At 40.4% G+C, this 24,551-nt stretch carries 15 protein-coding genes; 8 read left to right on the top strand and 7 right to left on the bottom strand.

Translation table 11 applies throughout. The annotated features are described in order from the left end of the window. Window positions 1-62 precede the first annotated feature (62 nt). Window positions 63-923 carry an alpha/beta fold hydrolase gene (locus V7K44_RS06950; RefSeq protein ID WP_334929906.1) on the top strand — a complete coding sequence of 287 codons (861 nt, stop codon included), beginning with the start codon at window positions 63-65 and terminating at the stop codon, window positions 921-923. A 500-nt stretch (window positions 924-1,423) separates the two neighbouring features. Here V7K44_RS06950 and V7K44_RS06955 read toward each other — a convergent pair whose 3' ends face one another. From V7K44_RS06955 to V7K44_RS06975, 5 genes are all read right to left on the bottom strand, one after another. Further along, the gene (locus tag V7K44_RS06955; protein ID WP_334929908.1) at window positions 1,424-2,752 is read right to left on the bottom strand and encodes an ATP-grasp enzyme; all 1,329 of its coding nucleotides are present in this window, start codon (window positions 2,750-2,752) and stop codon (window positions 1,424-1,426) included. A gap of 155 nt (window positions 2,753-2,907) precedes the next feature. Beyond that, window positions 2,908-4,287 carry an ATP-grasp enzyme gene (locus V7K44_RS06960; RefSeq protein WP_334929910.1) on the bottom strand — a complete coding sequence of 460 codons (1,380 nt, stop codon included), beginning with the start codon at window positions 4,285-4,287 and terminating at the stop codon, window positions 2,908-2,910. 131 nt (window positions 4,288-4,418) lie between these two features. Then, on the bottom strand, window positions 4,419-5,447 hold the full coding sequence (locus tag V7K44_RS06965; protein WP_334929912.1) for a D-alanine--D-alanine ligase family protein: 1,029 nt from the start codon (window positions 5,445-5,447) through the stop codon (window positions 4,419-4,421). A gap of 325 nt (window positions 5,448-5,772) precedes the next feature. Beyond that, window positions 5,773-6,606, bottom strand: a complete 834-nt coding sequence (locus tag V7K44_RS06970; protein WP_334929914.1) for an O-methyltransferase — start codon at window positions 6,604-6,606, stop codon at window positions 5,773-5,775. A 4-nt stretch (window positions 6,607-6,610) separates the two neighbouring features. Continuing rightward, window positions 6,611-7,840 carry a sedoheptulose 7-phosphate cyclase gene (locus tag V7K44_RS06975; RefSeq protein ID WP_334929916.1) on the bottom strand — a complete coding sequence of 410 codons (1,230 nt, stop codon included), beginning with the start codon at window positions 7,838-7,840 and terminating at the stop codon, window positions 6,611-6,613. Window positions 7,841-9,223: 1,383 nt separating this feature from the next. Here V7K44_RS06975 and V7K44_RS06980 point away from each other — a divergent pair. The 3 genes from V7K44_RS06980 to V7K44_RS06990 all read left to right on the top strand — a co-directional run bounded on the left by V7K44_RS06980 (window position 9,224) and on the right by V7K44_RS06990 (window position 13,250). Continuing rightward, complete coding sequence (locus tag V7K44_RS06980) at window positions 9,224-9,352, top strand: hypothetical protein (protein WP_334929918.1); 129 nt, start codon at window positions 9,224-9,226, stop codon at window positions 9,350-9,352. 894 nt (window positions 9,353-10,246) lie between these two features. Further along, window positions 10,247-10,738, top strand: coding sequence for a hypothetical protein (locus V7K44_RS06985; RefSeq protein WP_334929920.1), 492 nt, complete (start codon window positions 10,247-10,249; stop codon window positions 10,736-10,738). 1,405 nt (window positions 10,739-12,143) lie between these two features. Continuing rightward, complete coding sequence (locus V7K44_RS06990; RefSeq protein ID WP_334929922.1) at window positions 12,144-13,250, top strand: response regulator; 1,107 nt, start codon at window positions 12,144-12,146, stop codon at window positions 13,248-13,250. A gap of 453 nt (window positions 13,251-13,703) precedes the next feature. Here V7K44_RS06990 and V7K44_RS06995 read toward each other — a convergent pair whose 3' ends face one another. After that, the gene (locus V7K44_RS06995) at window positions 13,704-16,289 is read right to left on the bottom strand and encodes a GAF domain-containing protein (RefSeq protein ID WP_334929924.1); all 2,586 of its coding nucleotides are present in this window, start codon (window positions 16,287-16,289) and stop codon (window positions 13,704-13,706) included. Window positions 16,290-17,421: 1,132 nt separating this feature from the next. Between V7K44_RS06995 and V7K44_RS07000 the strand changes: the two genes are divergently transcribed. Both V7K44_RS07000 and V7K44_RS07005 read left to right on the top strand, forming a co-directional pair. Then, on the top strand, window positions 17,422-18,315 hold the full coding sequence (locus V7K44_RS07000; RefSeq protein WP_334929927.1) for a hypothetical protein: 894 nt from the start codon (window positions 17,422-17,424) through the stop codon (window positions 18,313-18,315). A gap of 12 nt (window positions 18,316-18,327) precedes the next feature. Next, window positions 18,328-19,305: an SDR family NAD(P)-dependent oxidoreductase gene (locus V7K44_RS07005; RefSeq protein WP_334929929.1), complete on the top strand. Its 978-nt coding sequence runs from the start codon at window positions 18,328-18,330 to the stop codon at window positions 19,303-19,305. 24 nt (window positions 19,306-19,329) lie between these two features. Here the strand turns inward: V7K44_RS07005 and V7K44_RS07010 are convergent, their stop codons facing one another. Beyond that, on the bottom strand, window positions 19,330-19,638 hold the full coding sequence (locus tag V7K44_RS07010) for a hypothetical protein (RefSeq protein WP_334929930.1): 309 nt from the start codon (window positions 19,636-19,638) through the stop codon (window positions 19,330-19,332). Between the two features lie 186 nt (window positions 19,639-19,824). Between V7K44_RS07010 and V7K44_RS07015 the strand changes: the two genes are divergently transcribed. Next, window positions 19,825-22,164 (top strand): cation:proton antiporter domain-containing protein, encoded by a 2,340-nt coding sequence (locus V7K44_RS07015; protein WP_334929932.1) that lies wholly within the window; start codon window positions 19,825-19,827, stop codon window positions 22,162-22,164. 506 nt (window positions 22,165-22,670) lie between these two features. Further along, the gene (locus V7K44_RS07020; protein ID WP_334929934.1) at window positions 22,671-24,452 is read left to right on the top strand and encodes a diguanylate cyclase domain-containing protein; all 1,782 of its coding nucleotides are present in this window, start codon (window positions 22,671-22,673) and stop codon (window positions 24,450-24,452) included. Window positions 24,453-24,551 lie beyond the last annotated feature (99 nt).

Consider the following 24,551-nt stretch of genomic DNA (forward strand, 5'->3'; position numbering starts at 1 on the left):
CTTGCTGCGCTAACCTCATTCATAATTAGGCGTAAGTCACGTAATTTTATACAATCCCGAAAATGCGAGCGAAAATAAGAGATACAGAGATTTTCTTTGATGTGGAAGGTTCTGCATTAGTGGTGGATGGCGTGAACATCTGCTCTAAACCTGTCGCCTTTCTAATTCACGGTGGGCCTGGTGCAGATCATACTTCCTTCAAACCAACCTTCTCGACTTTAAGCCAAAAACTTCAACTAGTCTATTTTGACCATCGCGGTCAAGGAAGGTCTGCTCGTGGGCTTAAAGAAACCTATACTCTAGACAATAATGTTGAAGATATGGAAGCGTTGCGCCAACACCTTGGTCTGGACAAAATCGTTGTGATTGGCGGTTCTTACGGTGGTATGGTGGCTCTGACTTATGCAGTCCGCTATCCTCAGAATGTCTCTCATCTGATTGTGATTGCCACGGCAGCCCATAGTGGCTTTTTAGAACGGGCTAAGGAAATCCTCGCATCAAAGGGAACTGAAGAACAAAAAACAAGCGCTCAAAGGCTTTGGGATGGAAACTTTGAAAATGAAGAACAGCTAAGACAGTATTTTCAAGTGTTGGGATCAATGTATTCGCTAAGATATAATCCCACCACAGCAGGCATTGCTTGGCAGCGAAATATTCTCTCAGTTGATGCGATTAATGTTGCTTTTGGCGGTTTCCTCCGCAACTACAATATTCTTGACCAGTTACACAAAATTACCGCACCTACTTTAGTGATTGCAGGTCGGCATGACTGGATTTGCGCCCCAGAATTTTCTGAAGAAATTGCTCAGGCAATTCCTAATGCAGATTTGAGAATTTTTGAGAATAGCAGTCATTTGATCCGCGCAGATGAGCCAGAAGCACTTTTGGATGCGATCGCGGGTTTCTTGGTTTACAAACGTTAGATTAAATAGTTAAGCGTAGGCGTAGCCCGTCGTAGACATCGCTTGGAGTCTTGGAAACTAAACCACTGTTTTTTAATCTCTACTTGTTAGATACTCTAAACTTGGATGTGAGTTGGGTAACTTTCTATAACAATTACGATTAGCATCACTTGTCCCACTCATTCTTAAAAAAGATTTGGGTAGTTAGGTTGAAGGAGGCAGAAGGTTTTACCTCCGTTGGGGATTCAAACCCCTCCTGAAAAAGAGCCACCAAATTGAAAATTTGGAGTTCTTGTCTTAAACCCAAGACCCTCTGGTCGCGGCAGTTCAAGAGTGAGGGCAGTTTTCCTCCAGCAAGAACTGCCTTCTCCCTTGGCGCTAGCCTCTCCCTTTGGGAGAAGGGAAGACGCTAAAAGCGATCTGCCTCCTGCCTGCCTTGGTAAAATTTTTAGAAATCTGTTATTACATATCCAATATGCAATTTGAATGTCAAATATTACGTTTTAGAATGTGGATTGGTATCACTCTATAAGCTCGCCCATATTAAAATCTATTCTTATCCAACCTTTGAGTTTTCTTAAGTTGTCGAGAATGAGTAAGGGAATCTGCCAGTGATGTACTATCAGGAAGGGTAAGGGATCGCTCACCTCAAAAATTGCTTCTTTCCCCCGTCTGATGTTTCTTACCCAGGTTTGCAGTTGCTTAAACGATCTAATCTCATTTAGCCGCCAAACTTCGTGGTACAGCCAATAGGTTGGCTTACTATCAGGAAGAGGTTGCAAAGATTCAGCCAGAGGTTCTTTACCAAGATAGGCATCCGCTACTCCTGGATGATTGTAAAACATAGTAATGGCGGAGTGAGTCCGGGGGTTACACTCAATCGCGTAAACAGTTCCGTCTTCTGCCTCGATGAAGTCAAAGGAAAGTTGCCCGGTTTTTCCCAGTTTTTTGGTAAAATGACTCGCCCATTGCATAATTTCTAGCCGATCAACGTTTTCGTAGTTGACTTGAAAGGCGGATGACTCGCAGCAGCAGTACATTCTTGACTCTCCATCTCGCGCGGTAGTGTGAGTGCAGTATTCTTTTCCAGGGATAAATTCCTGCATAATCCAGGGGTTTTTCTCACTAATGGGCAGACTGTTGACAAATGCCGCTGTTTCTGATGGGGTATCGCAAGGTAGCTTGGTGAGATTCAAGCGACGTATTTGATCGTAGGGGATGCTTTTAAGAATGTATTTGCGCTTCTCCTGAGAAAAGTCAAAGTTGAGGACTTGTGCGGGATCGGTAATTTTGAAAGATTTGGGGACAGATAAACCAAACGATCGCGCTGTTTCGGAAAAGGCAAACTTATCATCCAGGAGCTTTGTGACATCAGCATCGAAGTGGAAAAATTCACAAAAGTCTGGTAATGGTGGCTGGCCTCGATCGTAGTGAATGACGGAAAAAATGGCTACCGGGATAAAAAAGTCGATCTTTTCTGTTTTAGCGATCGCGTGCAGGCTTTCAACGTAGCCTTCTAAGTCTTTGCTTGGATCGGGAACGGTATAAAAGCCTGCAACAGAGTTGGAATATTTATTACCACTTGACCAGAATTTCTCAATGTCAATTATAATAACCCGATGCCCAGCAGCATGAAATGAACGCGCTAGCTGAAGGGTTTTAGTCATTCTTGCGCCAGCAATCAAGATATTTTTGGAATTGGGGTTGACAACAATTGACTTACCGAATGGTTGCTTAACAAAGTTCCATAGTAGCGATGTTAAGACAACAATGCAGTTTAAGGGAAATGCCAGTGCCAGTAATACAAGAGTGCCCAAATTTTGGAACACTACAAAAATATGCTTTCTCATAGTTAGAATTTTGACATGATAGTGGAATCAATGGCTGGTGCATAGGAAGAATTTAAAGAGACAAGGAGATGCAATCCTGCCCTTGCTTCCTTTTTAAGGATTTAATTCATTAATATCTCCAAAGTTCGTGAGCAAGCCAATAAATAGGCTTATTATCACTCAGGGGTTGCAGAGATAGAGGTTTTATATTTTACGTCTTCTCCAAACTGTATGAGTTTGCCGATGCAAAAATCAATCCTCACCCAAGTTTTTAAGGAGCGCAAACTATCGAGTAATAGTAAAGGAATGTACCAGTGATGTACCATTAAGAACGGTAGCGGGTCGTTTACTTCAAAGATTGCATCCTTTCCTTGCCAAATATTTTTAAACCATTTTTGCAACTGCTTTAACGATCTAATTTCATTAAGTCGCCAAAGTTCGTGATAAAGCCAATAAATAGGCTTACTATCACTCAGAGGTTGCAGAGGTTCAGCTAGAGGCTCTTTACTAAGATAGGCAGCCGCTAAACCTGGATGGTTGTAATACATTGTAATTGCAGAGTGAGTACGGGCGTTGCACTCGATCGCATAAACCGTTCCATCTTCCGCCTGAATGAAGTCAAAAGAAATTTGTCCAGTCAGTTGTAGTTCTTTGACAAAATGACTCACCCACTCTTTAATTTCTGGGCGATCGACGTTTTCGTAATTGACTTGAAAAGCAGATGATTTGCAGCAGCAGTGTACCGTTAATTCACCATTTCTCACTGTGCTGTGAGTACAGTATTCTGTTCCAGGAATAAATTCTTGCAATACCCAAGGCTTATCTTTACTAATTGGCTTGCTTTTGACATGAAGCGCCATTTTCCCTTGAGAATCCATTGGTAGCTTAGTTAGATCCAAGCGTAAAACAGAGTCATAGACAATACTTTTGAGAATGTACTTGCGCTTTTCGTTGGTAAAGTCGAATTTAAGAACTTGTTCGGGATCTGTAATTAAGAAAGTTTTCGCAACAGATAGCGACAGTGAGCGGGCAATTTCTGCAAAGCTAAACTTGTTATCGAGCATACTCATTGTATCAGCATCGAAGTGGAAATTCTCACAATAGCCTGATAACACTGGCTTGCGCTCCGAGTCAAAGTAGCTGGCAGCAAAAATGCCTACCGGCACAAAAAAGTCTATGTTTTCCTTTTTAGCAATCGCACGCACGGCTTGAGTATAGCCGTCTTTGTCTTCGTGTGAGTCAGGAACCGTGTAAAAGCCAGCCACAGAGTTAGAAAATCGATAACCACTGAACCAGTATTTTTCGAGATCGAATAAAATAACTCGATGCCCAGCCGCGTGAAACGATCGCGCCAGCTGAAGGGTTTTGGTCATTTTACCGCCACCGATCAAGATATTTTTAGGATTCTCGTTTAAAACCACAAGATTAGCATTCGATCGGCTGAAAAAATTCCACAGTAGCAATGCTAGTACGACGGTGCAGTTAAAGGGAAATGCGATCGCCAGTAATGCAAGAGTACCCAAGTTTTGGAATATTGCAAAAATCTTCTCCCTCATAGTTGTAATTGTGACATGATATATGCTTGGTTGACTCAAATAATCTACATTCGAGTTCTATTACTTGTCGCTAGTGAAAACCTTGTGCTATTCCAAGTCAGAAAAAAGCTAAAAAGGTGATTTGCCGGACATTAGATCGCGCTCAACGCTTCATTCACTGCCGTCATAAATAACTCATTTAAAGGAATTCCCGCTGCGTTCGCCGTACAGGCAATCACCGCGTTGTGGTCAAAAATACAAAATAATCCAGCTTCTAAGAACCAAGGTTGTCCCTGTGGGTCGATCCTGAAGTCAAATAAACTATAATGGCGACAGCCCAAAGCCAAATGACACTTCTTTACTTCTTGCTGAACCTTTTGGGTAATTGGGTCATTAATATCTACAATCCAACCTGGAACATAATCTTTAGCAGTTGAAGCCAAGTCGCCCTCGATTGGTATTTTGAATTTGTCAGTATAGCTGCGGATGGGTCTAGTTTGCGGGTCTATTTGATACTCTTCAAGAGGTAAACCAATTAGCTCCCCATCTTTGACAATGGCGCCACATCTGACTTCTCGACCGGCTTCAATGAATGTTTCTACAATTACCTCCGAAGCAAATTCAAATGCTTTCTTCAAGGCAGCGTCATACTCACTCTTTTCTTTGACTAAGGACACTCCTAAAGAGTTGTCGGCATTTGCGGGTTTGATGACTACTGGAGGTGTAATTGTCGGAACGTCTCCTTGACGGAGCAATTCTCCAGAAGGCACTTTCACCCCTGCTGCTGCGACAATTGCTTTAGTTTTGGCTTTGTGGGCCGTGATTGCCATCACATCTGGAGTATTGCCTATATAAGGGATCTTTAGCAAGTCGAATAGTGCCCGATAGTCAGTCATTCCAGGGAGACAAAACATTTGTGGCAACATCAGGTCAATGTTTTGCGCTGTTATAAACTGTATGGCATCTGATAGAGGCATCGGTTTAGCGGCAGCAATATCTTCTGGACTGAGAGAAGAAGGAAATCGCCATTGGCCATCAAGTGTGATGTATGCAATCAGAAAGTCATAGAGCGATGGATTTGCCGTAGCTATCAGACAGCTTTGGGCGTAATTGCGTGACAACTCACAATAAAAATGATTGTATGCAGATCCAACTAAATGAAGGATGCGAAGTACTGGCATGATTCATCTTCCTAAGTACCGTTGTATTTTATATAACAACTACGATTGCAAAAAATTGCTTGAGAAGAGATGAGGAAGCAAGCGGAAATTATTCCTTCTTATCTTGTTCATCCCTTTGAAGTCTAAGCCAAGGCTTAAAGGATGTTTGAAAAGTATTTGACTGTGATTTTAGGCACTTGTTGATCCCCCCTAACCCCCCTTATAAAGGGGGGAACCGGAATTAAAGTCCCCCTTTTGAAGGGGGATTTAGGAGGATCTAGAACGTTTTGATACCTACAATAGGACTTTTCAAACAACTTCTCAGACTTCTCTGCTCATCTGTCGATTACACAACGCGTCTAATCAGGGTTATACCATCTCGGATGGGTAACAGAACTTGCTCTACACGAGGATCGGCAGCGACAATACGATTGAACTGAGCGATCGCTTCACCATTGGCGGTGCGTCGTTCTGATGGTAGGTAAACTTGTCCCTGCAACAAAGTGTTATCCACACAAATGAACCCGTCGGGAGTCAGTAAGTTACTATCCAAAATGGTCTGGAAGTAATCTACATACTCTTTTTTATCCGCATCAATGAAAATCAGATCGAATACTTCATTTCTGGCAGCTAGCTTGTGGAGTGTCTCTAAGGCAGGTGCTACTTCCACAACGATTTTATCGCCGTGGGGAGACTCACTAAAGCAAGCTTGAGCAAATTCAGCCACGTAGGGATCTACTTCGCAACCGATAAGTTGCCCATCACTTGGTAATGCTTCTGCCATTGCTAAAGCTGAATACCCTGTGAACATTCCTACTTCTAGAATGCGCTTTGCTTTGGTGATATGAACAAACATTTTCAATGTCTGTCCTTCCAGATGTCCTGAGAGCATTTCCTGCTCTAGTTGACGCACTGTTTCACCATCACTGAAGCGTTTGCTCCAGTCTTCAATGCTAGTTTTTTGCGCCAATGCTGTCAATGCGCTCGATTCTGGCGTGGTGTAATCATCCAAGTAGGGATCTAAACCCGCCGCTAATTGAACACCCTGCCGTAAAGAATCTAATATCTCTACGGGAATGTTATTCTCTTCTGCTAATTTGAGGGTTTGCTGTAGCTGGGCTACTAAGATGCTATGTGGCGTTATCGGTCTAGCTGTTTCTCGTCCTAAAACACTCGTCATATCTTCACACCCCTACTAGCTTGCCTTTTTGACTTTCAATGTATGCGTCAACACCTTCTCCGCCACGAGGGTATTTAGCACAAAGACGTTTGTGTTCAGCTAGGGCCGCATCAAGTTCTTCACGAGTCAGATCGTTGGCAAAGAAGCACTCACCAATCGGAGAAGGCATAGCTGCACGTTGTTTGCCATCTCGTGTCAAGCTTATAGACTGGGTAGCATCCCAGAGCAAATCTCCATCTAGTAGAGGATGATCGAGTGATAAACCGATACGACTCATCAAGTCTAAAATGCGATCGCGCTCTCCTGTTGGGATATAGCCGCGTTGTGCTGCAATGGTTGCAGACAAAGCCATATCTATATTGACCGCATGACCATGATATAGGGGTATCTGAGGTGCTAATTCTAAGGTAGGACTCCAAGTGTGACCGTAGGCAATAACGCGATCGAGGTCTATTTCATGCAAGTTAGGAGTCTCTAACTCCAACATGGTTTTGATTGCCTCGTAGTTGACTTTATGGGCAATCTCTTTAATTTCCGGCGTTGCATTCACGTGTCCAAAATGAGTGGAAAGCAGTTCTTCGCCATATTCGTATAGGAGTTCAAAAACTTCAGAGTTAGAAACTACCGCAATTTTCACCAACTCTGCCATCCCATTACGAACTTGAGCCGTTGGCAAGGTTTTCAAGAATGAGAAATCCAGGATCACTTTCAACGGTGCATGATATGCTCCCAAGCGATTTTTTTCCTTACGATGATTAACTGCAACCTTAATTGCTACACCTGCATCGATTAAACCAATCAACGTGGTAGGAATGCGAATGTAGTTACTCTTGCGACGGTAAGAAGCGCAAGCATACCCAGCCACATCAGTAATTAGACCACCACCGACAACTAAGACTGGTTCTTTACGAACTAAGCCGAAGTCCGAAAAAGCGTCAATGATTTTTTCAAAGCTTGCCAGGGTTTTAGCTGTCTCTGTAATGATGATCGGAAATACTGTCAGTTCAATGTCATAGTGTCTAAAATATGACTTGATCTGATCCCCATAAAGTTCATGAACATTGGCATCAATTACAGTCAGACAGCGCCCAAATTTTGCGTAACTATCTGCAATTTCTCTGTTTTCAATATCAAATGCACCGTTCACATAGACAAGACTAAAATCGATTTTTTCGTAACCTTGCACGTGAAACGCAGTTTCGGTAGCTTCAAATGATGCTTGAACCTTATTCATTTTGTTGCCCTTATTCCAATTAAAAAGTTGTGAGATTTCGGTAATAATTGCGATTCACCCTAATGTATGCCAGCAAGCAACCATGCTTTTTATCCTTTCAGATAAAAGACAGGACAAAATTAGCTTTTAATAAAAAGCTAATGTTTATTACTGACTGGCAATGTTTTTAAACAACACCATTCATTTGAGTAAATTCTGTAGATGGGTTAGCCTTTAATTCGGCATAACCTCAAACAAGTCAACTAGACCCACTAGCAATATATTGGAATAATATTTGCCTGCTTCTTCTGTGGATTACTGACTTTAATTTTGGGAAACTCATCTGAATTCAGATTGATTCCACTATATCTAAGTATAGTGGCTTTCCAACTGTACGATTCCGCAAAAATTCTAACCGAGATAACTTATTGTATCGTTTATCTCCCAGCTTCAATTTTAGATTAGAACCCTGATTAATCGTTAGTTCGCTGTTTATGAGCATTAATCTCAAACCTTATATTACTAAACTCGCTACACTATCTTTGCTTCAGAATAACGGTGGACTTTTAAGAAGTTTATCTTAATTCTTATTAACTCCACTATATTTACCTCTAGCAACTTTCCGATCGTTAGACCTTGCAAAACTCATATCTAAGTAAACTACTGATATTGTTTATCATTGTCTATCTCCAGGCTGACATTTGATATTTACAGGCATGATTAGTCCTCATCTTGCTGTTTTTTGAATTAGTCTCAAACCATAAAATGGCTTAAAACAAAGATGACTAACTGCATTCTCTTCATAGGGTCAGTACATACCTCCTTTTTCAGTCAATTTACTGCTCGGTATTTAATATAGATACTTCAGCAACCCCTGAAAATTCAGAATTTAAATATCTGATCTACTGGTAACAAAAAATTAACTTTTTTAAGGAACAGTTGTCTGTGTTAGAGGTTTTTAAGTTTGCTTAAATTGCTTTGTTAGTCCTAAATTAAGGCTTTTCAGGTTAAACCAGCAAATACTTTACTAGTAGGTTACTGAAAAGTCCAACACAAATCATAACATTACAATAATATAAATCATAACATTTGTAAATATATTTAAGTCAATCCACCATGCGAGGTGTACTGAATAACCAAGTATTTGCAAAAAAGTATGTCTAAAGATAGATACTTTATACAACAAGATGTTTTATGCAGTAGCTATATCTAAGAGATATCTGGTGAGTTTAATTATGCGTTGCGTTGCCCGAAATCCGTCGCTTTGTCGGTTATAGAGGCACGTACATACAATAAACATCTTGCAAAAGTTACTTTTACAAGGTGTTGGGGAAAGGGTAAGGGAAAATTCCATACCTTTACCCTTTACTCCTTATCCTTTTCCCCACTTCTGCAAAAAGTCTAATGTTTCACTTTTGCGTGCATGGTTCACGGGTAAAAGATCGCGATTTACCGGATGAACTCAACAGTACACTAATTCACATAAATAGCAAAATATTACCACTAGATGCGATCGCAAGTAGCGTAGTCTAAGAGGTTGTTTGAAAAGTCTTTGGCTGTGATTTTAGGCACTTATTGATCCCCCCTAACCCCCCTTAAAAAGCAGGGCTGTTTCATTCCCTAAAAGGCGCTGATTTACAAGCGTTTCAAGCAAAAAAATCAAGTGATTAAAAAATTTGATTGGGCAAGAAAATGGCGTTAACACTTAAATTTACTGGTTGAGGTGGTAGTTTTTATTTCTCCCACTCAAGCAAATTTCTGACTCATACTCTTGACAAAATCCTTAAGAGATCGAATGAAACGGCCCTGCCTTAAAAAGGGGGAACCGGAATCAAAGTCCCCCTTTTTAGGGGGGATTTAGGGGGATCTAAAACTTTTGATACCGATAAGACGACTTTTCAAACATCCTCTAAGACATCATGGAAGACACGCTGTTTTTATATTATATCTGCGTTAAAAAATTACAACGTTACTGTAAAGGGTCTTACCTTAGTGATTTCGGTTACATTAACAATGCCTTGTTCCAAAATACTATTGTTGGTGATGGTAGGATTATCGTCGGGCTAGAGATAATTCATGGATGAATATTCTGGGTTACTCTATCAGCCAATATGAAGCTAATCAAATAAGAATTTTCATACAGCAGTTTTCAAGTATATGAGGTACAAAATAATTGAAGTGTCTGCTTCAACATCGGATATTGCTTGACAAGTCAATTTCGATAGAAAAAAATTGAGTATTTCTAAGCAGACAAAATCTATTGAAATTACTTTTTATAAAAACTTAAGATTTCTTAACTTAGTTTAAAAAATCTTGGTATTGACTTCAGAATATAAGAGCGATCGCTTTGTAAAGGTTAGTTGATATTAGTTGTCAAACTGCTGGTGAAGTTAGAAACTAAAGAAATACAACACACGCAATTATTTTATGACTGCTATTTCTAACCTAGAATTCAAACGACCAATTTGGCAAACCGCGATCGTATTGACCTTGGGCTTTTGGCTCAGTGCTAGTCTAGTTTTAGACTGGGTAATTATGCCTAGCCTTTATCTTTCTGGGATGATGAGTCAAGCTGGTTTTACGACAGCAGGCTATACGATTTTTTGGAACTTCAATCGGATGGAATTATTATCAGCTGCTGTAGTCTTGACTGGGGCACTAGCTTTAAGCAAAACCCGATATCACTGGAGTATTGGCAGTATTGTTTTATCTGTGCTGCTGCTAACTATAGCTGTCCTTGATACCTATTTCTTAACTCCGCAGATGTGCGCTATAGGAGTTCAACTCAACTTATTTGAAGCTGCTGCTGCTATTCCATCGACAATGAATTTACTACACGCTAGTTATTGGCTACTGGAAGTAGTGAAGCTAGTAGCTGGTGGTACACTTTTAAGCTGGTGCTGGCGGGAGCAATTTTAAGTAGATGGAGAAGTATAACGGTGAGAATTTCCACTTATAAATCTCACGCCAAAGACGCAAAGAATTTATTTGCGTCTTTTCGCTACATATATCTTATGGGTTAATGAATGCGATATTTACAACAGGCTATGCCTACGCGTACAATTTTGTATTTATATTGGTGACTTTTCAAACTTAGGATTTTTTGGGTGAATTGCTACCATAAAATGATTCAGTTTTTTATAAGTGTGATTCAATCAGCAGACATATAATTATCTTTTACTATACATTTTCAGCTTTCCCGGACATCTAAACAAATAAATATTTATAACAATTTTCTGGAAGATGATATTAATTAGTTTTCATGTTTACTTTACTTATTTATCATGAAGTTTATATATTCCTGCTAATTTTTTTTGAAAATTATAGTAACCTAAGTTTTAGTGAGTATGTTACTTGTTATCTACCATCTAGCTGAAAACAGCTATATTGCAAGGTATTTACTACTAATCAAGAATTTCCCTGTAAGTTCTTGAATTTGTCACTCCAATTTGTGCAGGATGACTATTTAGCCCCACACAACATTAGAACCCGTTTTCAGTACTTATGAAGAGATTCCCTTCTGCTGATTTGGTCGCCTGTGCATCTCACCACACACCATCATGGCGGCAATTATCAGCAAACTCATTCTTGGTCGGAGGTTTGCCATTCTCTTGTGCAAGTGATAATTTTGCCGAATCCCGACACTAAGAGTTGCTCTACAATCACAAACTTAAGTAAGATATTGAACTTTTGGAATGCTTAGTTTTTAATAATACTTTTTCTTTGGTGAAGTTACCCTTAAGAATAAACCTCTTGAAAAAGTACCCGATGACTTTCGTCACGGATATAAAAACATACTTCCTCAGCGCGGACTTAATGCCTATAATCCTTGATGGAGAAACATTTACATTTACATTAAAGTAGATTTTGGTCGCTCCCGACTTCAAGATTAGGGACAAAAAACTTTTGCAAGAGGACTAAAGTATCTATAATTTTAGGCTGCAAAATACGGATAACAATGATACTTTTGTGACTGATGGGCGAGAGCCAATGGTCTTTGTGTGGCACTTGAGTTACTGTTAGATTGGCTAGATTAGCTAAAGATACAGAAAACCAATCTAATTTTTGAAATACTATATCCTGACAACTAGTCGGGCAATTTTGCTATTGGTCAGTAGCATTAATTGGTTTAGCTGTAAGTTGTGGATTATAGCTTAACAGAGATTGGTGAATTAAGAGTTGGGGGGTGTGGAATCTCTGTACTAACTCAAATATGACCGCTATATTTATCTGAAAAGTCCTTCCAACAAAGTCACGGTGAATTCCGAAAAGGTAATTCACTAATTTTGCCTGCAAATGTTAATTTTATTCTAAAGCGATCGCAATGAAGACACTTCCGATTAGTAGATACAGATTTTTCCAAAAGCTCCAGCCCCTACCTTTGTTGAAAAAAATCACTGGTAAGTCGGTTACTGGTTGTTTACAAGTGTTTAGCACATCAGGCTCTTGGTCAATATATGTAGATGAGGGGAAACTAATTTATGCCAGCTACTCAGAGAAAATGTTTGAGCCGCTTTACAGAAATTTGCAACGCTTGAGCGAGCAAATTTCTACTGTCCCTGACGGAATCAAAGATCAGTTGCGGGCGATATTTGAAACTGGTATTGAAAATCAGGCAATACCGAACCCAGATTATCTGGCTATTTGTTGGTTAGTCAATCAGAAATATATCAGTTCTTCTCAAGCAGCAATGCTAATAGAGCAATTGGCGCTAGAAGTTCTAGAGTCATTTCTGAATTTAGAGGAGGGAAGTTATGAATTTATTCCTGAGAGTTTTCTGGATGATATGCCAAAGTTTTGTCATCTAAATGTTCGTTTATTAGTTGAACAATGTTTAACGCCCCAAAATGTTCGCGTTAGCGTCTCTGAAAGAGAAGCGGCTTATCGTCAAACATCATCAAGTTATCAATCGCATACCTCACAATTTTTCCAAATAAATGAGCTACAATCTAAAGCCAAAACTACGCCAAAGTTGCCTAAAATACACGGCTCTAAACCAGCAGCCTACTCGATTAATACTAATGAACATAGAGGTCAGCAAATCATCCAACCACCTGCTGACAGAAAAATCTACACAATCTTGTGTATTGATGACAGTCCTACGGTATCGAATGCTATTAAAAGTTATTTAGATGAGCAAACCTTTTCCGTTATCGGAGTCACTGATTCTTTAAAAGCTTTAATGGAGATTATCCGTATAAAACCCAACATAATTTTGTTGGATATATCAATGCCTAATCTCGATGGATATGAACTCTGCTCTTTGCTGCGTAAACACTCATATTTTAAAAATACACCTGTTATTATGGTGTCAGAAAAAGTAGGATTCCTAGATAGAGCTAAAGCTAAGATGGTGAGAGCATCAGGCTATTTAACTAAGCCTTTTAAACAAGGAGATTTACTAAAAGTCATTTTTCAACATATTGTTTAATTTCCTAATATAGCAAGCTAATCTATTTAAACAGCCTATTATTTTAGATATTTAAGGTTAAATATTATCTGCTTCACCATCATTATAGTTATAGAATATTGTCTGAGGGAGTGAAAATTAATGAGTCATTCTCTTATAGAGACAGATTAATACAGCAGAATTCAGAATTCAGAATTCAGAATGGGCTACGCCCCGCTGCGCTAACAGGAGTAAAACACACTTTATACCTCAATACAGTTCAGTTAAGCATTTCCTCCTTCTCTCTGCGCCTCTGCGGTACCCCTGCGGGAAGCCGTTCGCGTAGCGTCTCGTAGAGAAGCGTCTACGTTAAAAAAAAATTAACCTTCCCAAAAAGTTTTAGCCTTAACTGAACCGTATTGCTTTATACCTGGGTAACAGACTGTAGCGTGCGCCTTAGCGCAGGGGCGATCTGCCAAAACGGGATGCTCCCGATTATTTTTCCTGAAATGTCCAGACTCCTTCATCCCAATCTGATTCTGTTGGGGGTGATTGTAACCAATGCTGACAACGCAACAGATGCAACATGGCAGCTTTGTCCTGGCTGTCTGCTGCCAAAACATTAGCAAATTCAGCCCTGGCACGAGAAAACTGCCGCTGGAGGTAATACTCACGCCCTTTATGATAGTGCTCAATCACTTGCAATTTTTCGCTTTCAATCGGATTTGAACGCAAACCCAGTAATTCGTATATGGCTACTGGTTCGTTTCTACCCTTGACACGAATGTAATCTAGTTCCCTAGCCCAAATGTTTTCTTGGCAAGGTTTAAAAGTGTTATGGCTAATAATAATATCGCAACCATACTGTTTACTGACACTTTCTAATCGGGAGCCAAGATTAACGCCATCGCCAATGGCAGTAAATTCCATCCGCTTACTAGAGCCAATATTCCCACTAATCACGGTATCTGAGTTGATGCCAATGCCGATTTTAATTCTGGGCTTATCATCTGCATAGCGACGTTGATTAAATTCGTGCAGGCGAACGCGCATTTCTAAGGATGTTTGTACTGCCATCCAAGCGTGTTCTTCTAATGGTAGAGGAGAACCAAACACAGCCATAATAGCGTCGCCGATGTATTTGTCAAGAGTGCCTTTATGTTTAAATACTGCCTCCACCATTGATTCAAAATATTCATTGAGCATACTCACCACTTCTTCTGCTTCTAAGTTTTCTGTTAATGTGGTGTAGCCGCGAATATCGGAAAATAAAATCGAAACTTCTTTGCGATCGCCTCCTAGTTTAGCATCATCTAATTTCAGCAATTCTTCGGCTAATTCCTGGGTCATGTAGCGGTACATTGTACTCTTGAGCCGCTTTTCATCACTGATGTCTTCCATCACCACCAGCGCCCCACGGACTTGCTCTTGGTCGCTAGCATCGGCAATTGTGTTAATCGATAAATTAATACTATGCTGTTGTGTACCAGTGCTTAAAAGTGTGCGATCGGGGTAATATTGCTGGCGGCCTTTTAAGTCAACTGCATGTAAAGCATCCTGATACCACTTGCTAAAGTCGCCTTCTTTGATACCAATGACATCAGTAACTAATTTACCTTCTAAACGGTGATCAACTCCCAGTCCTAGTAAACGTTGGGCGCTTTCATTGGCGGCGATAATTAACCCAGTTTTATCAGTGGAAACCACTCCATTGGAAAGGCTACGCAAAATATCCCGTTGCATTTGTTCTTGTTGCTTGACTGTGGCAAACAACTGGGCATTTTGCAGCGCTACTCCCGCTTGAATATTAAAAGCTTCCATGAACTCTTCATCGTTGCGGTCAAAGCTAGCTTGGAAGCAGTCGGGAGCTTTGGGCCAATCAGCTGGATTATAAGGTGGAAAATCACCAGATTTCTTTTTATTTAATAGTTGGGTAACGCCAATTAGTTGTTCATCGCCGTTAAATACTGGCATACAAAGTAAGCTACAGGTGCGATAGCCATTTTCCTCGTCGAATTCTTTGGATGTCTTCGAGTCAGGATGGTCGTGCAAGTCAAAGCCAATATTCAGTTTCTTGCCAGAAGCCGCTACTATCCCAACAAAACCTTTACCTACGGGGACTCGTAACTCTTTGGTTGAACCATCATCCTGAGTAATTTTCGTCCACAATTCATGACGATCGCGGTCTATTAACCATAGTGTACTGCGATCGGCATTCATCAGTTCTTTGGCTTCATCCATCACCCGTTTAAGGGTGTCTTCTAAGTCGAGACTGCTTTGAGAAAGTGACTTGATTGCCTTCATCAGCGCCGCCACTGCTCTTTGTTTTTGGGTAGCTACATAAAAAGAGCGCGAGGACTCTAAAATCAGGCGAATCGAAGGGGCAAATTCTTGAAATAATTGTTCGTCAGCACTGGTGAAACCTTTAGTATCAATGCGCTCTGCAAGTGGAGCATTGTGATTATTCTTAGATTTTAATTTATTCAGTAATTGCACTACTGCAACTAATTGCCCGTGTTCATTTAAGAGTGGCAAAGCTAACATAGTGTAGGTGCGATAGCCAGTTCTCTTTTCTTGTTCTTGGGCAAAATGCGATCGCGGATCGTTATAAAAATCAAAGGGAATATTAATAACTTCTTTAAAAGTGGCGACTTCACCACCAATGCCTTTATTAGCGGGGATGCGAATTTCTAAAGAGCGACCGCCCTCACCCTCAGCTAAAATTGACCAAAGTTCTTGTTTTTCTTCATCCAATAAAAATATCGTCGTCCGGTCTGCCCCCAGTAATTCCCCGGTTTTCAAGGTAATCGAATGCAACATTTCTTGCAGAATTGTTTCAAACCCATGAGAATCAAGCATTGATAGGGTTTGATGAACAATCTGTAATTTTTGCTCGACATCCTGAACCACCTGTTTAAAAGTATCCTGAGTCAAGGGAGCAAGAAACTTAGAAAAAGTTCCTTGTCTTGTGGCAAGAGCACCCACAGGAGCAGAATTTGCTGTTAATTCGAGGTTTTCTTGGTTGTGAACACTAATAATCACATCAGTGGTCTCCCCACAACTTCCTTGATACGCTGACATAACTGGTATTTTATATAACAGGATGAGGTTTTAGATTTAACAATGAGATTAAATTTATGTAAGTGGTGTTAAAAGCAACAATTGCTCGACATTATCCATAGTTTAATCGCTTGTTTAGCCAGCGTCATCCTGTGAATAAACGCTCAAGCTGATTACCAACAAGCATGGCTTGACCAAAACCCCTTCCCACTGTGATAAGTGGAGGGTTAGACCCCTCATATAAACGAGAAAACAATGTTTTCCGCAGGCGAAAGATTGTTAGTGTTGCCTCGTAATATTTTCCAGGGACAGACTAATGAGCATTGCTGTATCCGTAAGATATAGTCGATTTATCTGAAAATGGCTGTAATTTTTAAGTAATTATACTTAATTTTTTCCTGTTAACTGCGATCGCTTCCTGTCGCAGATATGTCAGCCGGAAAAAGAAAATGCTGAGTAAACAATAGACTCGTTGCATGAATCCCTTGCCCTCACCCTAAATCCCTCTCCCAAGCTTGGGAGAAGGACTTTTAAATTCGCTCCCCTTCTCCCAAAATTGGGAGAAGGGGTTGGGGGATGAGGGCGAATTTTGTCTAAGGGAACTCCAAGAAATAAATTATCCAATCTTGTGGGGTGGGCATCTTGCCCGCCATATAAACTGGGCGGGCAAGATGCCCACCCCACAATCAATAATTGAATATTTTTTTATTTGGAAGTCCCTAATATTAGCCCCTGCTGATTATGAGTTCTATTAATCTGTTGTGATGCCTGTGACAGACTACTAGTACAGTACGGCGTAAATAAACCACCCATTCAAAACCAATGAAATGCTTACGCTGTATTAATTTTGAATTTTGTTAGCGCAGCGTAAAGCCTGCGGCATGGCTTCTCTACGAGAGGCTGCGCCAACGCTTAGAGCGAGTCCGCGTTCGCTTTTAGCGTCTCGTAGAGAGCGTCATTTTGAATTTTGAATTCCGCCTTGCGGTACTAGCTCTATTCATTTTTCTACAGATAGAGTTAATTAAAAATATTAAGCATAATATTCTCTCAGCCAAACATAAATATAAAATCAGATTTAATCTTTGAGTTGAACCCATATATTACATGGGCTAGAACATTCACCCGCTTGTTGTAAATCAACAGGATTATTTTAATGAGAAAATTAAAGACTCAAGTATTTTTAGGCTTGACAAGTGCATTTTTGGCAGTTGGATATTCCAGTTTACTGGCTACAGAAATTCCCATACAGAGGACATCAAACCTCAGAAAGGATTTATTAGCGCAATTAGAAACTAATCCAAATGTCAATGAGTATTTGGAGAAAAATAAACCAGAAAGTTATAAAGCTTTGAAAAAGCAGTTAGATGCAGCGATTGAGGATGCAAAAAGACCGAGTGAAGAGAAAGTAGTAAAAAATCTTTGGTTATTATCAAAAACTAATCCTCAAACAAAGTGGAGAGAAAATAATGGCAAAATTGAATATCTAATGGCGAGTTGGAAATATGTCAAAAACCCAACTGAGGATTGGAAAGTAGGTACAAAACAAAGTATAAAAGCACGGACTTGGTTAACAGCTGTTCCTCAAGTTAAAGAATTTTGTCAAAATTGTAAGGGGATCGGTATAAATATTCCCGGTAATATTATGCTTTCTCTGAGGTTACAGCAGTATTTAGGCTTAATTTTAAATAGGTACTCAAATAAAACGCATTTTGTCGAAATGTGGGTGAAAGCTGAAGATTTAAGTAGACCATGTGTCGATCCAGAAATTAATGATTCTAGTTGTAATGTTTTTAATATACCGATTCCTGCTAGTTATCCGATTTTGCAAGAGATATACACAACTTCTTATGCAGTTGGTAGTCAAGAAAATTATCCTTGGACAGGTTTAGGTTACACCTATGATTGGGGAAATCCAAAAAAACCTCGTGAAGGAGCTAGTGAGTTTCTGCTCGATGGAACTAAAGAAAAACCGATCGAAGTAGAAGTTGTTTCAGTCACTGCTACGAAAGAATATTGTAATAATCAATATTTAACGGTAAAAGATTAGAAATGAGCGCTCATGAAACATCTTGAAGGTAAAGTGGCTTTAGTAACAGGTGCTACGCGGGGAATTGGTAGAGGAATTGCCATTGGTCTTTGTGAGGCAGGTGCAACTGTATACATCACGGGTCGCAGCCTCAACAATTCTTCTAGTGACGGGGTTTCAGGAAGTCTTAGTGAAACGAAATCAGCCGTTGAGGAAGTCGGTGGTGTATGTATTCCCGTCCAAGTAGACCATAGTGACGATGAGCAGGTGCGTTTGCTTTTCGATCGCATTCAAGATGAGCAGAATGGCCAACTCGACCTACTGGTAAATAATGCTTACTCAGGAGTTCAGGCAATAAAAGACGCTCATGGGCAGCCTTTTTGGGATTCTGAACCAAGTCTTTGGGATGCTAGCAATAACGTTGGTCTCCGCAGCCACTATGTTGCGAGTGTTTTTGCGGCTCGGATGATGACTAAGCGTAACTCTGGACTAATTTGCACCATTTCCTCATGGGGCGGGATGTCTTATATCTTTGATACAGCTTATGGTGTTGGTAAAGCAGCTTGCGATCGCCTAGCTGCTAATATGGCTGTTGAGTTAAAGCCTCATAATGTCACTTCTGTTTCAATTTGGCCAGGTATTGTTGGTACTGAGCTTTTTTCCAGTTTTGCTTCTGAAATGAATCAAACCAATGCTACTGAAAATAATTTCTCATTTTTAAGCGATCGCTACAACTGGGAAACTCCCTTATTCACTGGACGAGCGATCGCTGCACTGGCTTGCGATCCAAATGTTATACAGCATACAGGACGCGTGCAGATTGTTGCCGAACTGGCTAAGAAATATAATCTTGTAGATGAAAATGGCGATCGCCCCGCGTCGTTACGCTCTCTGCGTTTTGTACTACCTGCTGCATTACCCGTACTGAGAAAGTATTCATGGCTTATACCTGATATTAAACTGCCGTGGTCGCTACTATTATTGAATGCCCTCGGTTCGCCGAAAATTTAATGGGCATTGGGCATTGGGCTGAAGTTAAAAAACTCGGTTCATCCACCCTTGATACTCCATTAATGAGCCTTTGAACTCCATTAATGAGCCTTTGAACTCCATTAATGAGCCTTTGAACTCCATTAATGAGCCTTTGAACTCCATTAATGAGTCTTTGAACTCCATTAATGAGCCTTTGAACTCCATTAATGAGCCTTTGAACTCCATTAATGAGCCTCTGAACTCCATTAATGAGCCTTTGAACTCCATTAATGAGTCTTTGATACTCGTGAACAACCTAAAAACTCCCCATGCCCAATTCCCAATTCCCAATTCCCAATCCCTATTAGACATCTGGTGAAATTAAATATGCGTTATCCAAAACCCTTGTAGAGACGTAGCAGTGCTACGTCTCTACATTCTTTTTCGGACGAGTCTAATATAGAAATTTTGTCGTCCCTTCACCAAACAAGCAGTTTGAGATCGTAAAACTTTGTATGCTGAATTAATAGGTCTTAATTAATAGTTCTTTTAAAACTGGTGCAAGAAGATTTTAGGCTAATTGTTGATTTAGTTTTAGTTCTAGGCGTTGCAGCCTGCGGTGGACTATTGGCGGCACTTTTGCGACAACCCGTGTTGCTGGGGTATCTCATTGGCGGGATAGTCATTGGGCCAACAGGACTGGGATTGATTAAAGAACTTATTCAAGTGGAGACTCTGGCACAGTTTGGAGTCGCCTTTTTGTTATTCGCCTTGGGTGTGGAATTTTCCTTTGCGGAACTCAAGAAAGTAAAAGCGATCGCTCTTGGTGGAGGTGGACTCCAGATTGCTTTGACGATTTTGATAACAGTTTTAGTATGCGGGTTAAGCGGAGCCTGGGGAGCCTTACCTGCTAAGGGGATGTTTTTAGGGTGTATTCTCTCTTTATCTTCCACAGCAGTTGTCCTCAAGTGCTTGATGGAGCGCAATGAAACAGAAACGCCTCACGGGCAAGTAATGCTAGGGATTTTGGTAGTTCAGGACTTGGCACTGGGACTGATGTTAGCAGTCTTACCAGCCCTCAACCAACCAGCAGAAACTATTGGCATCGCCGTCCTAACAGCGTTAGCTTCGATTGCTTTATTTGCTGCTGGGGCAGTAGCTGCGGGGATTTGGGTGATACCGCCTTTGTTGCAACTGCTAGCCCGTACCGAAAGCAAAGAACTATTTTTATTAGGAGTCGTAGCCCTATGTTTGGGCATTGCTCTATTGACAGAGCATTTAGGACTGTCCATTGAGATGGGCGCATTTGTCGCGGGTTTGATGATTTCTGAGGTGGAGTACGCCGATCAAACCCTGACTTATGTCGAACCACTGCGAGATATCTTTGCCAGTTTATTTTTTGCCGCCATTGGGATGTTAATTGACCCAGTGTTTTTGTGGAACAACCTAGAATTAATTTTGGGGTTGGTAGCAATAGTTTTTGTCGGGAAATTTTTGATTATCACGCCCCTAGTAAAACTATTCCGCTATCCTTTGAAAACAGCCATCATCGCTGGTTTGGGACTGGCGCAAATTGGGGAATTTTCCTTTGTTCTCGCTAGTGAAGGGCAGTCTTTGGGGCTGGTATCTCGACAAATATACTTGTTAATTTTGGGAACTACCGCAGTCACTCTCATGCTGACTCCTTTTGTACTGCGGTTAGTGCCATTTTTATTTAACTTTGCCGAATCAATGCCTTGGTTGAAACCGTACTTAGAAGAAGATGAAGCGCGGGATGTATCGGAAGATTTGCCCTTCAAAGACCATGTGGTAGTTTGTGGTTATGGGCGAGTCGGCAAGAATTTGGTGAAGTTGTTGTTGCAACACGACCTACCTGTGGTGGTAATCGACCAATCAGAGAGTAGAATTCAGCAGTTACGTGAGGCTGGGGTGTCTTATGTCTATGGTAATTGCGTAAGTTTACACGTTTTGGAAACTGCCGGAGTGAATCATGCCAAAGGAATGGCGATCGCACTCCCCGATCCCATAAGTACTCGTCTTTGCTTGAAACGCGCTTTGGAATTGCGCCCAGAATTAGATTTGGTTGTCCGTGCTACCCAGGATAAAAATATTGAGGTGCTGTATCAATTGGGAGCTAGGGAAGTTGTACAACCAGAGTTTGAAGCCAGCTTAGAAATGGCAACCTATTTATTAACTGGCTTAGGCTTGTTCTCGCCACCTGTGGTACAACGAGAAATGCAGCAAATCCGCAACGATCATTACTTAGATTTGCGGCCAGAGCGTTCTGCAACAGAAGTAGCTCATGATTTACGCCAAGCAACCCGCGATTTAAATCAGCGCTGGTATCCTTTACCAGCTAATTCGCCCTTAATTGGCATGAGCATAGAAGAGGCGGATATGCGCTATTTAACAGGAGCAAGTTTGATGGCAATTCGCCGCGCTAACGGCGAAGAAATCGATTATCCCAATAATCAAACCATATTGGAACAAGGCGATCGCTTGCTAGTGGTGGGAGCAGATGAAGAACTAGCGGCTTTAGCAGAATTAGCTAAAGGACAAGCTGTTGTTCCTGGAGAAAATAGTGCTTGTCAGTGGGTTACAGTCAATGCAGATGCGCCAACACTGGGTAAAACCCTGAAAGATTTAGAGATCGGTAAGCAGTATGGAGTACAGGTACAAGCGATCCGGCGCGATGGGAAATTTATTCGCTATCCTGATGGCGGTATGGACTTGCGAATCGGCGACCAAGTATTGCTATGTGGTGGCTTGACAGGTCTGAGTCAACTAGAACAGTTATTTGCGATCGCCAGTTCATTACCCCTTTCTCTTCCAGTGGTGAAAGCTGGTGAGACAGAAACGCTCAAAGAGTTTCTACCTACGGATAGTATGATTGATTAAGCTTTAAGACTCTCCTTGTTGATAATGCTCAATAAGGCGCGATCGCACCTTTGGGATGGTAGTGATATCAAGTCCGGCTAATTAATTTTAATTCCCGAATCTATGCAGAAAGCCCAAAAGCCCCGCTTCTCTGCATCCCTACTGCCTATCTAAAGTGCTTTTTCATATTCTTCTAGCATAATGCCCTTTTAAAATACCAAGCTCCAAGATGTTGTCTCTGATTCCGTGAGAGCTGAAGGGAATTACATTATTTCTTGTCAACTGGATGCGGGAAAAGGTAACAAATAGATATCTTGGCTTTGACAACTCTAAATCTTGATTGTCTTTAACAGCAAAGTAATTAATAGGGTCATCTGCTTGACCTTTCTTAATCGTAGAATTTTTAGGTCTACTAACGTTGTTTGATAATTGAGGCGATAATGGTTATAAACTACGAAACATTACATTGTTAAAGCATTGTAGTTGTCAATTTTAATCTTTAAAATATTACTGAAATTATACTTATAATGTTGAACACAACTTTGCGTATAATTACGAAGGTATCTGCTAATCTACTCTGTAAGCTTTTAGGACAACCTAGTGTTAGTAATTTAGAAACTCAACTGTATGATAAACAAGTTCAAATTCAGCAGCTAGAAGAGCAAGAAAGGGCGCTTTACCGAGTTATTAGCAAAATTCGAGCTTCTCTTGAGTTAGAAACAATTTTTCGTACAACCACTAAAGAAACTTGCAAGTTACTTCGCGTCGAGCGAATTGCCGTTTATCGTTTCTATGAAAACTGGGGTGGAGAATTTGTCAGCGACTTTGAGTTTGCAGAGACTGGATGGGACGATCTAGAAACATTAGGAAAAAATACAGTTTGGAATGATTCTTATCTACAAGAAAATCAAGGTGGACGGTATTGTAATAATGAAACTTTAGTTGTTTCAGATGTCTACGCAGCAAGCTTGTCTCAATGTCATTTAGAAATTTTAGAACAATTTCATATTCGAGCTTATGCAACTGCACCAATTTTTGTTGGAAAAAAACTCTGGGGAGTGCTTGCTGCTTATCAGCACTCACAGCCACATGAATGGAAAAAATTAGAAATTCAGTTTCTGTCTCAAATTGCAACGCAGTTAGGATTTGCAGTTAAACAAGCAGAATTTTTAGCTCAAGCAGAACAAAAAGCAGCAGAACTGTATAAAGCAAATCAGCAGCAAGATATTCTGTTTAATTTAGTTGCTGAAATTCGTGAATCTCTAAATCTAGACATCTTGTTTAAGACTACTGTACGAGAAATTCGTAAAGCTCTCCGTAGCGATCGCGTCAGTATCTTTCGATTTGACCCGGAATCTAACTATACCTCTGGGGAATTTGTCTCTGAGAATGTATTGCCTGACTACGATTCTACGATCGGCATCAAGGTAAAAGATGATTGTTTTGGTAAAAAATATGCACTTGCTTGTCACCAAGGGCGTATACAGATATTATCAGATATTTATCAAGATGGGCTAAAGGATTGCCACATTCAAATGTTAGAGCAATTTCAAATCAAGGCGCAAATTGTTGCACCTCTAATGAAAGGAAAAAATTTATGGGGATTATTATGTGTTCATCAGTGCCATTGTTCGCGCCAGTGGAAAACGTCGGAAATTCAATTTATCCACCAGTTAGCTGCTCAGTTTAATGTCGCTTTAGAACATTCTGAATTATTAGAGCAATTTCGCTCTCAAGCTAATCAACTTGTTCAAGCAAACAATGCTTTAGAACTAGCAAATTCTCAGCTAGAAAAACTTAGTAAGCTAGATGCTCTAACCCAAATCGCCAACCGTCATTGTTTCGATCAGTTTTTAGAGCAGGAATGGAATCGACTAAAACTAAGCCAAAATTATTTATCTTTAATTATATTTGATATTGACTATTTCAAGAATTATAACGATTCTTATGGACACCTAGCTGGGGATAAATGCTTAATAAAAGTTGCTCATGCAGCACAATCTGTATTAAAGCGTCCTACCGATCTACTAGCTCGTTATGGTGGTGAAGAATTTATTGTCATTTTGCCAAATACGAACGAATCAGGTGCGATAAAAATAACTAAGTTGATTCAAAAGTCTATTGAGGAATTAAAGATTCCCCATAAGAAGAATAACTTTCAACATTTTGTGACCGTCAGTTTAGGTGTTGCGATTCAAAAACCGACAGATAAAAGTTCAGCTCAAGACTTGATTAATGCAGCCGACAAAGCTTTGTATAAAGCTAAAGACCAAGGACGCAATCGGTGGGTTTGTGCTGCAAAATTCTAAGTCGCATGAGAAGGAATAAAGGTTCATATCACGTCCGCTTAATCACTTATGATATGCGATCGCGATTGAAACACAGTGAAGTAATCGCAATCACAGAAT

The organism is Nostoc sp., assembly GCF_036917235.1.
GTDB lineage: Bacteria > Cyanobacteriota > Cyanobacteriia > Cyanobacteriales > Nostocaceae > Nostoc.

Excerpts from the sequence above, each read along its gene's own strand:
- V7K44_RS07020 (WP_334929934.1), top strand. The coding sequence starts at position 22,671 with ATGTTGAACACAACTTTGCGTATAATTACGAAGGTATCTGCTAATCTA.
- V7K44_RS06975 (WP_334929916.1), bottom strand. The coding sequence starts at position 7,840 with ATGAATAAGGTTCAAGCATCATTTGAAGCTACCGAAACTGCGTTTCAC.
- V7K44_RS06995 (WP_334929924.1), bottom strand. The coding sequence starts at position 16,289 with ATGTCAGCGTATCAAGGAAGTTGTGGGGAGACCACTGATGTGATTATT.
- V7K44_RS06950 (WP_334929906.1), top strand. The coding sequence starts at position 63 with ATGCGAGCGAAAATAAGAGATACAGAGATTTTCTTTGATGTGGAAGGT.
- V7K44_RS07005 (WP_334929929.1), top strand. The coding sequence starts at position 18,328 with ATGAAACATCTTGAAGGTAAAGTGGCTTTAGTAACAGGTGCTACGCGG.
- V7K44_RS06970 (WP_334929914.1), bottom strand. The coding sequence starts at position 6,606 with ATGACGAGTGTTTTAGGACGAGAAACAGCTAGACCGATAACGCCACAT.
- V7K44_RS07000 (WP_334929927.1), top strand. The coding sequence starts at position 17,422 with ATGAGAAAATTAAAGACTCAAGTATTTTTAGGCTTGACAAGTGCATTT.
- V7K44_RS06955 (WP_334929908.1), bottom strand. The coding sequence starts at position 2,752 with ATGAGAAAGCATATTTTTGTAGTGTTCCAAAATTTGGGCACTCTTGTA.
- V7K44_RS07010 (WP_334929930.1), bottom strand. The coding sequence starts at position 19,638 with ATGTCTAATAGGGATTGGGAATTGGGAATTGGGAATTGGGCATGGGGA.
- V7K44_RS06980 (WP_334929918.1), top strand. The coding sequence starts at position 9,224 with ATGTTTCACTTTTGCGTGCATGGTTCACGGGTAAAAGATCGCGATTTA.
- V7K44_RS06985 (WP_334929920.1), top strand. The coding sequence starts at position 10,247 with ATGACTGCTATTTCTAACCTAGAATTCAAACGACCAATTTGGCAAACC.
- V7K44_RS06960 (WP_334929910.1), bottom strand. The coding sequence starts at position 4,287 with ATGAGGGAGAAGATTTTTGCAATATTCCAAAACTTGGGTACTCTTGCA.
- V7K44_RS06990 (WP_334929922.1), top strand. The coding sequence starts at position 12,144 with ATGAAGACACTTCCGATTAGTAGATACAGATTTTTCCAAAAGCTCCAG.
- V7K44_RS06965 (WP_334929912.1), bottom strand. The coding sequence starts at position 5,447 with ATGCCAGTACTTCGCATCCTTCATTTAGTTGGATCTGCATACAATCAT.